Source organism: Arthrobacter sp. TJ-266 (genome assembly GCF_058269115.1).
In genome coordinates, this window is record NZ_JBZCNC010000005.1 from 144,766 (window position 1) to 157,334 (window position 12,569).

A 12,569-nucleotide genomic window follows, 5' to 3' on the forward strand; every position below is an offset into this window, starting at 1 on the left:
GGGAGTTGTCCGGGGCGGTCAGGGCCCGACGGCCTCAGAGTGCGCGCATCACCGAGACGACCTTGCCCATGATGCTGGCGTGGTCGCCGAGGATCGGTTCGTACCTCGTGTTCTGGGGGAGCAGCCAGGTGTGCCCGTCACGCTGGCGGAAGGTCTTGACGGTGGCCTCGTCGTCGAGCAGCGCCGCGACGATGTCCCCGTTCTGGGCGCTCTGCTGTTTCCGCACCACCACCCAGTCGCCGTCGCAGATGGCTGCGTCGACCATGGAGTCACCGGAGACCTTGAGCATGAACAGCTCCCCGTGCCCGACGATCTGGCGCGGGAGGGGCATCACGTCCTCGATCACCTGGTCCGCGAGGATCGGCCCACCAGCCGCGATGCGTCCTACGAGGGGTACCAGTGCGGTGTCCACCGCGATCTGCTGATCCGCGCTCGACGCCGCCCCGCCGTCCGACGGGTCCGATGACGCGCCGTCGGTCGTCAGCGTGAGCGGGAGGAGGACCTCCATGGCCCGCGGACGCTTGGGATCCCGCCGGAGATAGCCGAGGCGCTCCAGCTGGGACAGCTGATGGGTCACGCTCGAGAGACTCGCGAGACCGACGGTGTCGCCGATCTCACGCATCGACGGTGGGTAGCCCTTGTCCGAGATGGACCGCTGAATGGTTTCCAGGATCGTCAGCTGCCGCGGCGTCAGGCCCTTGGACACCGACCGCCCGCGGGGACGACCACGACCGGCCGGCCCGGGAACCGCGCGCGGACCGCTCGCTGTGTTCGATTCCTGCCGGTCTGCCGGTGCTGCTTCCGCCACGCGCATGCCCTTCGTCCAGATCTGGGTTCCCCCGCCGGACCGTCCGGACCGCGGGAGCGATTCTGTCGGTGGCGGGTGATTGTCTGGACCTAGATCGGAAGCCCCGGTCCCCGAGGGGACAAGGAATAACGGTCGTCGGTCCTTCACGCCACGCTAGGCGAGTCGATGCTTGTTTTCAAACATATGTTCGAGCGAGTCTCGACACGCATCGTCCCTCAGTGCTAAGAAGGACCCAGGAGTATTAGTACGCATGTTCGATTCGGAATCAGATCCCGGACGGACCGTTCGAAGGGAAGAGGCAGGTCATGACCGAAGCACTGGTTCTGCAGGGCAGCTCCACGACGTCCATCGTCGATCGTGGCGTCATCGTGCCCACCGTCGCCCGTTCCCGGACGTCGGCCGGCGCCGAGCGCGTCCACACGCCCGCCGGCGTATCCGATCGCATCACCTTGACCCGCCGCGGGCGTCTCCTCCTCGTCGGGCTCCCGATCACCCTGATCGTCGCGATGCTCATCCTGCTCGGGGCGTTCCTGACGTCCGAGGCCCAGGCAGGGGACGGGCCGTCGCAGGCAGCGCCGACCATCGACGTGACCGTCGCGGCGGGGGAGACACTCTGGGGCCTCGCCTCGTCCTATGCGCCTGATCGCGATACGCGGGATGTCGTCGCCGAGATCGTCGAGCTCAACAACCTGCGGACCTCCGTGGTGCAGGCCGGACAGAGCATCTCGGTACCCGTCCAGGGCTAAACTCGGCAGGTGCCTTCCTCTGCCGACGCCCTTGCGAGCCTGCCCCTCCGCGACGACCTCGTAGGGCAGCACCCCTACGGTGCGCCCCAGCTGGACGTCCCCATCCTCCTGAACGTCAACGAGAACACGCACGGTGTCCCCGCCGACGTCCACGAGGCCATCGTGGCCGCCGTGTCGGACGCCACCGGCGGGTTGAACCGGTACCCGGACCGCGAGTTCTCGGAACTCCGCGCGAACCTCGCCGCGTACCTGGGTCACGGGTTGACGCCCGACCAGCTCTGGGCGGCCAACGGCTCGAACGAAGTGCTCCAGCAGATACTGCAGGCCTTCGGCGGTCCCGGACGCACGGCCATCGGCTTCCCGCCCACCTACTCCATGTATCCGCTGCTCGCCAGCGGCACGGGGACGCGCTACGTGACCGCGGAGCGCGGAGCGGCCTTCGCGATGGACCCCGAGTCCACGGCGCGGGCGGTCACGGAGTCGGGCGCGAACGTGGTGTTCCTCTGCTCACCCAACAACCCCACGGGGACGGCCCTTGGTCTCGACGTGATCGAGGCGGCCTATGCAGCGGGTGAGGCGGCCAGGGCGATGATCATCGTCGACGAGGCCTACGGCGAATTCCTCCAGCAGGGCACCCCGAGTGCGCTGACCCTGTTGCCCGGCCGGCCGCGCCTGATGGTTTCGCGCACCATGAGCAAGGCCTTCGCGATGGCGGGCGCGAGGCTCGGGTATCTCGCGGCGGCCCCCGAGGTGACGGACGCCCTCCGGTTGGTGCGGCTCCCGTACCACCTGTCCGCCCTCACGCAGGCGGCGGCGAACGCGGCCCTCACGCACGCCGACACCCTCCTGGCCAACGTCGAGGCGATCAAGGTGCAGCGGGACCGCATCGTCCGCGAACTGACCGATCTGGGCCTCACTCCTGCGCCGTCGGATGCGAACTTCGTGTTCTTCTCGGGCCTCGAGGATCCCCGCCGGATCTGGGAGGGTCTCCTCGAGGCGGGCGTCCTGATCCGCGACGTCGGGATCGCCGGTTCACTGCGGGTGACGGCCGGCACGGAGGAGGAGACCACCGTCTTCCTCCGGGTGCTCTCCGGACTCCTCGAGCGCGACCAGGCCACCGTGCCCGGCGCGCACGTCTTCTAGACTGGTTCGGCGGGTCCGCGCGATCCGCGGTCCTGGGCGAAGGCCCACCACACCCCCTGATCATCGATCCTTCGAAGGGATGTCATGACAGTCACTGCCTCCGGCACTCGTACGGCACGCATCGAGCGCGTCACCAGCGAGTCCAGCGTGCTCGTCGAGCTTGACCTCGACGGCACCGGAGTCTCGTCGATCGACACCACCGTGCCGTTCTACGACCACATGCTCACGGCTCTGTCCAAGCACTCCCTGATCGACCTCACCATCAAATCGAGCGGTGACACGCACATCGACGTCCACCACACGGTCGAGGACACCGCCATCGCCATCGGTGAGGCGCTGAGGCAGGCACTCGGCAGCAAGGCCGGTATCCGTCGCTTCGGGGAAGCCACCGTGCCTCTCGACGAGGCGCTCGCCCAGGCCGTCGTCGACATCTCCGGACGCCCCTACTTGGTCCACGGGGGTGAGCCCGCCGGGCAGGAGTACCACCTGGTCGGAGGCCACTTCACCGGGTCGCTCACGCGCCACGTGTTCGAGGCCATCGCCCTGCACGCCGGGATCTGCCTGCACGTCACCGTGATCGCCGGACGCGACCCGCACCACATCGTCGAAGCGCAGTTCAAGGCGCTCGCGCGGGCGCTGCGCGCGGCTGTCGAGCCCGATCCGCGGGTCACGGGCATCCCGTCGACGAAGGGATCGCTGTGACCTCACGCACGGTGACCGTCCTCGACTACGGCTCGGGCAACGTCCGCTCCGTGGTGCGGGCGCTCGAACACGTCGGGGCGGAGGTCGTCCTCAGCGCCAAGCCGGACGACGTCCTCAACGCCGACGGGCTCCTCGTGCCGGGTGTCGGCGCTTTCGAGGCGGTGATGAAGGGCCTGAAGGACGTCGACGCCCTCCGCATGATCGGGCGGCGCGTCGCCGGTGGACGGCCCGTGCTCGGCATCTGCGTGGGCCTGCAGGTGCTCTTCGACGAGGGTGTGGAGCACGGTGTGCGCACGCCCGGCATGGGCGAGTGGCCGGGTACCGTCGAACGGCTCAAGGCCGACGTGGTGCCCCACATGGGATGGAACACCGTGGAGCCACCCGCCGGGTCGGTACTCTTCGACGGGCTCGAGGACGAGCGCTTCTACTTCGTGCACTCCTACGGTGTGCAGGACTGGTCCTTCGACGTGACCCAGCCCGCGATGAAACCTCCGCAGGTCACCTGGTCGCGCCACGGCGGCCCCTTCATCGCAGCCGTGGAGAACGGTCCGCTGGCCGCGACGCAGTTCCATCCGGAGAAGTCCGGCGACGCCGGGGCCCAGCTCCTGCGCAACTGGATCGGCAGCCTGCGGTGATCGGATGCTGAGCCTGGTCCTGATGGGAGTCGCCGGGCTGTTGATCGGCGGAGCGTTCTCACTCCGCGGTCAGGAATTCCCACGCTGGGTCTGGATCGCCTTCCTCGTCCTCGCGGGCCTCTCCCTGCTCGCCGCCTACCTGTTCACCCTCCAGGCGTGACACCCTCGCACGCACTCGTCCCACCCGGATCACCACCGGTCACCACCGGTCCGCCCCGTGACCACGACCGACCGCGAACCTCCCCGACCGACGTCGACCCTCGGCCCGTTCCGTCCCCGCAGAAAGCAGCCCCATGAGCCCCTTCGCCGAATCCCCCTCGCTCGAACTCCTGCCCGCCGTCGATGTCGCCGACGGCCAGGCCGTCCGCCTGGTGCAGGGTGAGGCGGGCAGCGAGACCAGCTACGGGGACCCCCTGGACGCCGCCCTCGCCTGGCAGGAGGCCGGCGCGGAGTGGGTGCACCTCGTGGACCTGGACGCGGCGTTCGGTCGCGGTTCCAACCGGGACCTCCTCGAGCGCGTCGTGAAGCACCTCGACATCAAGGTGGAACTCTCCGGGGGCATCCGCGACGACGTCTCGCTCGAGGCCGCGCTCGAGCTCGGAGCCACCCGCGTCAACCTGGGCACGGCTGCACTCGAGAACCCGGAGTGGACCGAGCGGGTCATTGCGCGCTTCGGTGACGCCGTCGCCGTCGGGCTCGACGTCCGGGGGACCACCCTCGCCGCGCGCGGCTGGACCGAGGAGGGCGGTGACCTCTGGGAGGTGCTGCAGCGCCTCGAGGACGCCGGGTGTGCCCGGTACGTCGTCACAGACGTCACGAAGGACGGCACGCTGAAGGGTCCGAACATCGACCTGCTGCGCGAGGTCCTCGCCAGGACGATGCGGCCCGTGGTCGCATCGGGTGGCATCAGCAGCCTCGACGACATCGCCGCCCTGCGCGAGCTGGTGCCGCTCGGCCTCGAGGGCGCGATCGTCGGCAAGGCGCTCTACGCCGGAGCGTTCACGCTGCCGCAGGCGCTCGACGTCGCGGGGCTGCCCGGCACCGACGAGTGAGCGGTCGGCAGCTCCCGGCACACATCCGGGCGGCGCTCGAGGGCAACGCGGCGGACTCGGCCGGGAGGCCGTGGGCCGACCGCGACCTCTCGGGGGACAGGAACCCGTTGCACGTGTTCGACGACGACGACGGCTCACCCGACGCCGGTCTCGTCACCGCCGTCGCGGCGCTGCTCGGGACGCCGGGTCAACCCGGCCCACGGGAGCGAGCCGTCTTCGCGGCCCTCGGGAGCGCCAGGGTCTTCATCCCGATCGTCGCGCAGGTGGCTGCGGCCGTGGAGACCGACGACGGCCTGACGGCCGACAAGGAAGCCGACATGGCGCTGGTCACGCTGACGGCGCCCGACGGGCGGGCGGCGCTGCCCGTGTTCTCCTCGACCGCGCGGCTCGCGTCGTGGCACCCGACCGCGCGGCCCGTCGCTGTCGTCGCCCCTCGCGCGGCTCTTGCGGCCGCCGCCGAGCAGGCGGAACTCCTGGTGCTCGATCCCGGTGCCGAGGTGACGTTCGTCCTCCGCCGTCCGGCCGTGTGGGCGCTCGCGCAGGGGACCGCGTGGCTTCCGTCCTACGAGGACGAGGGACTTGCCTCCCTCGTGGGTGACGTCGCCGTCGGGGAGGAGTTCGTCGTCGGGCTCGAACTGCGACCGGGCGCCGGCGTCCTCACCCGCGCCGCCGACGGTAGCATTGCCTCCGGTGGCGGCCCGGGCCCCGAGCTGCGGATGGACGTGCGGCTCCGGGAGGGCTTGTCCGCCGACCAGGTGAAGACTGCCGTGACGTCGCTGCGGGCCAGGCTGCTGGGCCTCCCCGCGTTCGTGGAACGCGTCGATTCGCTCGACATCAAACTCATGCGCTGACGAGGGTCGGCAAGGAAGAACGCCCGTGAATTTCGCCGTGTACCGAGAGCTGCTCCGCGTGCGGCCCGTCCGCATGCTGCTGCTCGTCGGCATGATCGCCCGCTTCCCCCACTCGGCAGCCGGTGTGCTGCTCACGCTGCACGTGGTGCAGACCCTCGACCGGGGGTATGCGGAGGCCGGCGCCGTCGCCGCGGTCGTGACGATCGGGATCGCCGTCGGCGCCCCGTGGCGCGGCCGACGGATCGACACCGTCGGTCTGCGACGTGCGCTGATCCCGTCCGTGGTGGCCGAGGCGGCCATCTGGTCCATCGCGCCGCACCTGTCCTACCAGTGGTTGCTCGTCGCGGCGCTGATCGGCGGGCTGTTCACGCTGCCCGCCTTCTCCGTGATCCGCCAGGCGCTGGGCGTCCTCGTGGACGGCGATCAGCGACGCACGGCCTTCACGCTCGACGCCATCTCCACCGAGGTGATCTTCATGGCGGGCCCGGCGGTCGGCGTGGTGCTCGCGACGCAGATCTCCACGGTGCTGGGTCTGACCCTCGTAGGCCTCGCGACAGCCACCGCGGGCATCTTCCTCATGTGGTTCAACCCGCCGACGCGCTCCGACCGATCCGCCGAGGCCGTGACCCTCGCCGCTGCGGCACCCGCAGGAGTGGGGGAGGCTGCAGCGGACCTGATCGGCCCGGGTGACCCCGACCACCGCCCCAGGGCGTCCCTGCTCCGCCGCGGCGTCAGGCAGGCCTTCCCGTGGCTGACGCCGTCGCTCGTGCTCGTCATGGTCATCGCCGCAGGCGCGGGGCTGGTGCTCTCGGGGTCGGAGGTGGGGATCGTCGCCACGCTCGAGCTGAACGGCAACGAGGGCCAGCTGGGGCTCGTGTTCGTGGCATGGTGTGCGGCGTCCGTGGTGGGTGGCCTGGTGTACGGGGCGCTCCACCGTCCTGTCCCGCCGTCCCTGCTGCTCCTGGGCATGGCACTGCTGACCCTGCCGCTGGGCTTCGCAGAGACGACGCTCGCCCTCGCCCTCCTGACTATTCCCGCCGGGTTGCTGTGCGCACCCGTGCTGTCGGCGGCGTCGGAGAAGGTGGCGGAGCTGGTGTCGGAGGACCGCCGGGGAGAGGCCATGGGCTGGTACGGATCGGCACTGACCTCGGGCGTCGCGCTGGGCGCGCCGGTCGCGGGCTTCCTCATCGACCTCACCGGTCCCTGGGGCGGCTTCACCGCCGTGGCCGTCGTCTCCGCGCTGATCGGCGTCGTGGGGCTGACGGTGCAGGCTGCGCACGGCCGGCGCGCGGTGAGCGACGCGGCCCCGGCGTCCCGCTAGGGCTTCCGCTGCCGCCGTCGCGGCACCGGTTCCGTCCCGCGAGGGCCCTACTGACTGGTCAGTTGACGGGGCCGGTGTACTTCTCGCCCGGGCCCTTGCCCGGAGGGTCCGGGATGATCGATGCTTCGCGGAAGGCGAGCTGCAGCGACCGCAGCCCGTCGCGCAACGGTCCGGCGTGCTGCGAGCCGATCTCGGGAGCGGCCGCCGTGACGAAGCCCGCGAGAGCCGTGATGAGCTTCCGGGCCTCGTCGAGGTCCTTCAACTGTTCGGCGTTGTCCTCGTGGGCGAGCCCGCACTTGACCGCCGCCGCGCTCATGAGGTGGACGGCCGAGGTGACGATGACCTCCACGGCGGCGACCTCGGAGATGTCGCGCATCTGACGACGCACACCCTCCTCGGCGTCACTCGCCGTGTCGGTGGTCCCTGCCTCCCCGGGCACACCGGATGCGCCCGAGTTCATCGCGCCGGCGGTCGATTCCTGCTCGTCGGTGAAGCTGCGGCGGGAGGCGGTCGGCTCGACGGGGCCGGGGGAGTGCTGCGGATTGTCGCGGGGCGTGTCCATACTGGTAAGCTTGGCACAGACCAACCGGTCGCTGGAACCCGCGTGCTCTTCGGAGCCCGGGCCTGTAACCGGTATGCAAGCGGAGACCTCTCCCACCCGCGTTTGCCTGGTATCTCCCCGGAGGTATTGCAGGTAGCCGGGTCCCTGGTCGGTCCTGGCGGTGATCGCAGGGAGCTCGCGCTTCCCTCCGTCCCCCGGATCGTCCGTCGAGGCCTTCGATTGCTCATGCAATGGAAGGCCTTCTTTCGTTTGCACGGGTATCCGCCTGAGAAGCCACAGGAGTTACACATTAGCGAGCCAAGAATCAATGATCGTATCCGCGTCCCCGAGGTGCGGCTGGTCGGTCCTGCCGGCGAACAGGTAGGAATCGTCCGTATCGAGGACGCCCTCCGTCTCGCCGCCGAGTCCGACCTGGATCTGGTCGAGGTAGCACCGCAGGCCAAGCCTCCGGTCGCGAAGCTCATGGATTTTGGTAAGTACAAGTACGAAGCGGCCGTCAAGGCACGCGAGGCCCGGAAGAACCAGACCAACACGGTCCTCAAGGAGATCCGGTTCCGCCTGAAGATCGACACGCACGACTACGAGACCAAGCGCGGCCACGCCATCCGCTTCCTCGGTGCGGGCGACAAGGTCAAGGCCATGATCCAGTTCCGTGGACGTGAGCAGCAGCGCCCCGAGATGGGTATCCGTCTGCTCCAGAAGTTCGCGGAGGACGTCTCCGAGGTGGGTGTCGTCGAGTCGACCCCCCGCATCGACGGACGCAACATGGTGATGGTCATCGGGCCCACGAAGAACAAGGCCGAAGCGAAGGCCGAAGCGCGCCGGGAGTCCCAGCGCGCCGAGGCCAAGGCCGCGAACGAGGCCGCGAAGACCGGGGGTGACACGCGACGCGTGGACACGTCCGGTAACAGCGGCGCGCCGCTGACGCAGTCGCTCGCCGACCTGCTGCCGGAGGGGTACTCGATCACGACCGAGCCCGAGTCCGCGGTGGAGGAGACGTCCGCGCCGGCCGCAACCACGGACCGGGCGGATGCTCCGGCTGTGACCGAGGCACCCGAGGCGACACCCGTCACCGCACCGGTGACGAGCGCGCCTGAGGCGCCCGCGACCACAGCAGCTCCCGCGAGGAGCACGTCGGCCCCGCGGTCGACCTCGTCCGCCCCGCGGTCCACGTCCTCCGCACCCCGGTCGACGTCGTCGCGCCCGGCCTCCGAGCGTTCCGCACCGCCTCGCTCGACGTCCGGTACCGCCGCACCGCGGCCCGCGACGAGCACGCAGTCCAGGCCGGCCACCCAGCCGACGCGGACCCTTCCGGCCCCCCGACCGGCGACAGCGGCACCCGCTGCGTCGTCGGCTCCGGCTCCGGCCACCCCGGCTGCGGCCACCCCGGCTGTGGCACCCAAGCCTGCAGCCGCGGCGAAGCCGTCGGCCATGCCGAAGCCAGGTGCGCCGAAGCCCTCGGCCACACCCAAGCCAGCCGGCCGCACGGCTCCGACCAAGAGCCCGACCAGCCGTCCCAAGCCCGGGAGCACCGACTAGGGCTCAGGCCCTGTCCCTTCCGGACACGTTCGACAACCAGCAGGCACCTTCGGGTGCCGACCTCCGGGTGCACCCGCCCCGGCTAGAAGAAGGAGATCGGTTCCCATGCCGAAGATGAAGACCCACAGCGGCGCCAAGAAGCGCTTCAAGCTGACCGGTAGCGGAAAGCTCAAGCGCCAGCAGGCGAACCGCCGCCACTACCTCGAGCACAAGTCCTCGACCCTGACCCGCCGGCTCGCGAGCGACCAGATCGTCTCCAAGGCCGACACCAAGGTCATCAAGAAGATGCTGGGCATCTAACACCACCAATCCACCCCCTCGGGAAAGCGCAGGTACCTCCGGGTACCGTGCTGCGGCTACGGCCGTGACCGAAGAAGATCCAAAGGAGTACACACGTGGCACGTGTGAAGCGGGCAGTCAATGCCCACAAGAAGCGTCGCGTCATCCTCGAGCGCGCCAAGGGCTACCGCGGACAGCGCTCGCGCCTGTACCGCAAGGCCAAGGAGCAGCTGCTCCACTCGTTCGTCTACAGCTACGGTGACCGCCGCAAGCGCAAGGGTGACTTCCGTCGACTCTGGATCCAGCGCATCAACGCTGCGTCCCGCGCCAACGGCCTCACCTACAACCGCCTCATCCAAGGTCTCAAGGCCGCCGACATCCAGGTGGACCGCCGGATGCTCGCCGACCTCGCCGTGACAGACGGCGCCGCGTTCGCCGCACTCGTGCAGCTCGCGAAGAACGCCCTGCCGGCCGACACGTCGGCTCCGCTCAAGGCTTCGGCCTAGGCACATCGGCTGCGGCGGGCCCCTGCCCGCGCAACCGGTCCACGATGACTGCTCACGGACGCCCCCAGGCGCCACTGATGACCAACACCCAGGCTGATCGGGTGAAGGAGGTGGCACGCCTGGCCGGGCGTCCGTCGCGGTTAAGGCGCCGCGAGTTCCTCGCCGAGGGACCGCAGGCGGTGCGTGAGGCCCTCCGGCTGCACCTGCAGAGGACGGACGACGGCGCCCCGGGCGTCGTCGTTAACGTGTACGCCACCGCCGACGCACTCGATCGCCATGCGGACGTCGCGGAGCTGTTGGCCGCGGACAGTGCGCCGACGGTGCGACTCGCGAGCGCCGACGTCCTCGCCGCGATGTCCTCCACTGTCACACCGCAGGGCTTCATCGCCGTCTGCCGCTTCGTGGACAGCACCCTGGAGGACGTCCTCTCCGCCGGACCCCGACTCGTGGCCGTCCTCGTCGAGGTCCGCGACCCCGGCAACGCCGGCACCATCATCCGGGCGGCCGATTCGGCGGGTGCCGACGCCGTCATCCTCACCGGTGCGAGCGTGGACCCGTACAACCCGAAGACCGTCCGCTCCACCGTGGGGTCCCTCTTCCACCTGCCGCTGGTCATCGGCGCCGACCTCGACGGTCTCGCCGATCGCCTCCGGTCAGCAGGCCTCACCGTCCTGGCCGCCGACGGATACGGGACGACGAGCCTCGACGACCTGCAGGACGCCGGGGACGCCGGGGGCGCCGCCGCTCCGACGACCGACGGCGGCCGGCCCGTCCGCCTCGAGGACCCGGCGGCGTGGCTGTTCGGCAACGAGGCGCAGGGTCTTCCGCCCGAGGTGTCGTCCGCCGCGGACGCGCAGGTCGCCGTGCCGATCTACGGGAAGGCCGAGTCCCTCAACGTGGGAACGGCGGCGACCGTCTGCCTCTACGCCTCCGCACGCGCGCAGCGCCGCCGCTGACGTCGTCCGCTCGCGCGCAACGCCGCGGCTGACCCCTAGTCCTCAGCGCAACGTCGTCAGCGCGTCGTAATTCAGGGGGCGCTGACGCGTCCGGTCGGGGAGTCCTGCGCCGTGGCGCCCACCGACCCGGCGGAGGCGGCCGTTCCGGCCGTGCCTGCTGCCCCGGGAGTCCCGGCTGTCCCGGCTGTCCCGGAGGTCGCCGAGCCGGAGCCACGACGGTCCATCCGACCGCTCACGAGTGCCACACCGAGCCCGAGGACGGCCAGGCCGGCACCCACGAGCGCCGGCGACGTGAAGCCCCACCCGGCGGTGATGACCGCTCCGCCCACCGCTGCTCCGAGGGCGTTGGCCGTGTTGAGCGCCGAGTGGTTCATCGACGAGGCGAGGGACGGCGCCCCCGGTGAGACGTCGAGGAGCCGGGCCTGGAGCGGCGGGATGAGCATCGAACCGCTCGTTCCGACGAGGAACACGAACAGGCATGCCGACCACGGCGCCGTGGCGGCGAGGGGAAAGAGCAGCAGGACCACGGTGATGGCCGCCATGATGGCGTAGATGCTGCCCATGATGGAGCGGTCTGCGAGCCGTCCGCCCAGGATGTTGCCGACCACCATCCCCACCCCGTACAGCGCGACGACGAGCGGCAGCAGGGCAGCACGCAGTCCCGCCACCTCCGTCATGATCGGGGAGATATAGGTGTAGACGGCGAAGAAGCCGCCGAAGCCGACGATCCCGATGAGGAGCGTCATCCAGAGCTGTGGGCGCCGCAGGGCTCCCAGCTCCGACCGGATGCTCGCTCCCGCCCTGACCGGGATCGACGGGACGAAGGTGCGGATCAGGACCAGCGTCCCGAGGCCGATCAGGCCCACCAGCAGGAACATCGAGCGCCAGCCGAACTGCTGGCCGAGCCACGTGGCGAACGGTACCCCGACCACGTTCGAGATGCTGAGACCCAGCATCACCATCGAGATGGCCCGGCCACGCCTGGCAGGATCGGCCAGGGTCGCCGCGATCACGGCGGCCACGCCGAAGTAGGCGCCGTGGGGCAACCAGGACAGGAACCGGGAGGCGAGCATCCAGCCGAAGCCGGAGGCGAAGAAGGAGGACAGGTTGGCGAGGGTGATGACCAGCATGAGCGCCAGGGCGACCGTGCGCTGCGGTTTCTTGGCCCCCATGGTCGCGAGGATCGGAGCGCCCACCACCACGCCGAGGGCGTAGGCGGAGATGACGTGGCCACCCTGCGCGTAGTCGACGCCCAGGTCCGCGCGCATCTCCTCGAGCAGGCCCATGATCGTGAACTCGGTGGTTCCGATGGCGAAGCCACCGACGGCGAGCGCCGCGATGGCGAGCGTCAGTCTGCGGCCCGACAGGCGCTGGGACGGTGTGTCGGTGGGGTTCGGGGCGGGGGCGGTCATGGGTGTCCTAGCGACGGGAGGTGATCGGGATCGGCCGGCCTGCCGTCGACGGGCCCT

Annotated in this window: 15 protein-coding genes; 12 read left to right on the forward strand and 3 right to left on the reverse strand. The window is 70.2% G+C overall.

The window, feature by feature from the left end:
- Positions 1-34: 34 nt before the first annotated feature.
- Positions 35-706 (reverse strand): transcriptional repressor LexA, encoded by a 672-nt coding sequence (gene lexA / locus AC4D12_RS15165; protein ID WP_490950785.1) that lies wholly within the window; start codon positions 704-706, stop codon positions 35-37.
- A 407-nt stretch (positions 707-1,113) separates the two neighbouring features.
- On the opposite strand from lexA, the gene AC4D12_RS15170 reads away from it, so the two are divergent.
- The 8 genes from AC4D12_RS15170 (at position 1,114) to AC4D12_RS15205 (ending at position 7,258) form a co-directional block, all read left to right on the forward strand.
- Positions 1,114-1,554, forward strand: a complete 441-nt coding sequence (locus AC4D12_RS15170; protein ID WP_490950786.1) for a LysM peptidoglycan-binding domain-containing protein — start codon at positions 1,114-1,116, stop codon at positions 1,552-1,554.
- A gap of 9 nt (positions 1,555-1,563) precedes the next feature.
- Positions 1,564-2,697, forward strand: coding sequence for a histidinol-phosphate transaminase (locus AC4D12_RS15175; RefSeq protein WP_490950787.1), 1,134 nt, complete (start codon positions 1,564-1,566; stop codon positions 2,695-2,697).
- An 84-nt stretch (positions 2,698-2,781) separates the two neighbouring features.
- Positions 2,782-3,399 (forward strand): imidazoleglycerol-phosphate dehydratase HisB, encoded by a 618-nt coding sequence (gene hisB, locus AC4D12_RS15180; protein WP_490950788.1) that lies wholly within the window; start codon positions 2,782-2,784, stop codon positions 3,397-3,399.
- Entirely contained in the window at positions 3,396-4,034 is a 639-nt protein-coding gene (hisH, locus tag AC4D12_RS15185; RefSeq protein WP_490950789.1) for an imidazole glycerol phosphate synthase subunit HisH, read from the forward strand. The genes hisB and hisH overlap by 4 nt, the downstream gene beginning before the upstream one ends.
- 4 nt (positions 4,035-4,038) lie before the next feature.
- Positions 4,039-4,194, forward strand: a complete 156-nt coding sequence (locus AC4D12_RS15190) for a hypothetical protein (RefSeq protein ID WP_490950790.1) — start codon at positions 4,039-4,041, stop codon at positions 4,192-4,194.
- Between the two features lie 133 nt (positions 4,195-4,327).
- Entirely contained in the window at positions 4,328-5,086 is a 759-nt protein-coding gene (priA, locus tag AC4D12_RS15195) for a bifunctional 1-(5-phosphoribosyl)-5-((5-phosphoribosylamino)methylideneamino)imidazole-4-carboxamide isomerase/phosphoribosylanthranilate isomerase PriA (protein ID WP_490950791.1), read from the forward strand.
- On the forward strand, positions 5,083-5,937 hold the full coding sequence (locus AC4D12_RS15200) for an SseB family protein (RefSeq protein ID WP_490950792.1): 855 nt from the start codon (positions 5,083-5,085) through the stop codon (positions 5,935-5,937). The genes priA and AC4D12_RS15200 overlap by 4 nt, the downstream gene beginning before the upstream one ends.
- A 25-nt stretch (positions 5,938-5,962) precedes the next feature.
- Positions 5,963-7,258, forward strand: a complete 1,296-nt coding sequence (locus AC4D12_RS15205) for an MFS transporter (protein ID WP_490950793.1) — start codon at positions 5,963-5,965, stop codon at positions 7,256-7,258.
- Between the two features lie 58 nt (positions 7,259-7,316).
- On the opposite strand, the gene AC4D12_RS15210 is transcribed toward AC4D12_RS15205, so the two are convergent.
- On the reverse strand, positions 7,317-7,634 hold the full coding sequence (locus AC4D12_RS15210; protein WP_490950828.1) for a DUF1844 domain-containing protein: 318 nt from the start codon (positions 7,632-7,634) through the stop codon (positions 7,317-7,319).
- A 516-nt stretch (positions 7,635-8,150) separates the two neighbouring features.
- Between AC4D12_RS15210 and infC the strand changes: the two genes are divergently transcribed.
- The 4 genes from infC (at position 8,151) to AC4D12_RS15230 (ending at position 11,100) form a co-directional block, all read left to right on the forward strand.
- Positions 8,151-9,359 (forward strand): translation initiation factor IF-3, encoded by a 1,209-nt coding sequence (gene infC / locus AC4D12_RS15215; protein ID WP_490950794.1) that lies wholly within the window; start codon positions 8,151-8,153, stop codon positions 9,357-9,359.
- Positions 9,360-9,464: 105 nt separating this feature from the next.
- Positions 9,465-9,659 (forward strand): 50S ribosomal protein L35, encoded by a 195-nt coding sequence (gene rpmI, locus AC4D12_RS15220; protein WP_055772451.1) that lies wholly within the window; start codon positions 9,465-9,467, stop codon positions 9,657-9,659.
- Between the two features lie 95 nt (positions 9,660-9,754).
- Entirely contained in the window at positions 9,755-10,144 is a 390-nt protein-coding gene (rplT, locus tag AC4D12_RS15225; protein WP_490950795.1) for a 50S ribosomal protein L20, read from the forward strand.
- A gap of 44 nt (positions 10,145-10,188) precedes the next feature.
- Positions 10,189-11,100, forward strand: a complete 912-nt coding sequence (locus AC4D12_RS15230) for a TrmH family RNA methyltransferase (protein WP_490950796.1) — start codon at positions 10,189-10,191, stop codon at positions 11,098-11,100.
- Positions 11,101-11,171: 71 nt separating this feature from the next.
- Here the strand turns inward: AC4D12_RS15230 and AC4D12_RS15235 are convergent, their stop codons facing one another.
- Positions 11,172-12,512, reverse strand: a complete 1,341-nt coding sequence (locus tag AC4D12_RS15235) for an MFS transporter (RefSeq protein WP_490950797.1) — start codon at positions 12,510-12,512, stop codon at positions 11,172-11,174.
- Between the last annotated feature and the right edge of the window lie 57 nt (positions 12,513-12,569).

What these genes read in the sequence shown, in the direction of transcription:
- AC4D12_RS15170 (WP_490950786.1), top strand. Translation starts at nt 1,114, where the DNA reads ATGACCGAAGCACTGGTTCTGCAGGGCAGCTCCACGACGTCCATCGTC.
- hisB (WP_490950788.1), top strand. Translation starts at nt 2,782, where the DNA reads ATGACAGTCACTGCCTCCGGCACTCGTACGGCACGCATCGAGCGCGTC.
- AC4D12_RS15190 (WP_490950790.1), top strand. Translation starts at nt 4,039, where the DNA reads ATGCTGAGCCTGGTCCTGATGGGAGTCGCCGGGCTGTTGATCGGCGGA.
- priA (WP_490950791.1), top strand. Translation starts at nt 4,328, where the DNA reads ATGAGCCCCTTCGCCGAATCCCCCTCGCTCGAACTCCTGCCCGCCGTC.
- AC4D12_RS15210 (WP_490950828.1), bottom strand. Translation starts at nt 7,634, where the DNA reads ATGCGCGACATCTCCGAGGTCGCCGCCGTGGAGGTCATCGTCACCTCG.
- rpmI (WP_055772451.1), top strand. Translation starts at nt 9,465, where the DNA reads ATGCCGAAGATGAAGACCCACAGCGGCGCCAAGAAGCGCTTCAAGCTG.
- AC4D12_RS15230 (WP_490950796.1), top strand. Translation starts at nt 10,189, where the DNA reads ATGACTGCTCACGGACGCCCCCAGGCGCCACTGATGACCAACACCCAG.
- AC4D12_RS15235 (WP_490950797.1), bottom strand. Translation starts at nt 12,512, where the DNA reads ATGACCGCCCCCGCCCCGAACCCCACCGACACACCGTCCCAGCGCCTG.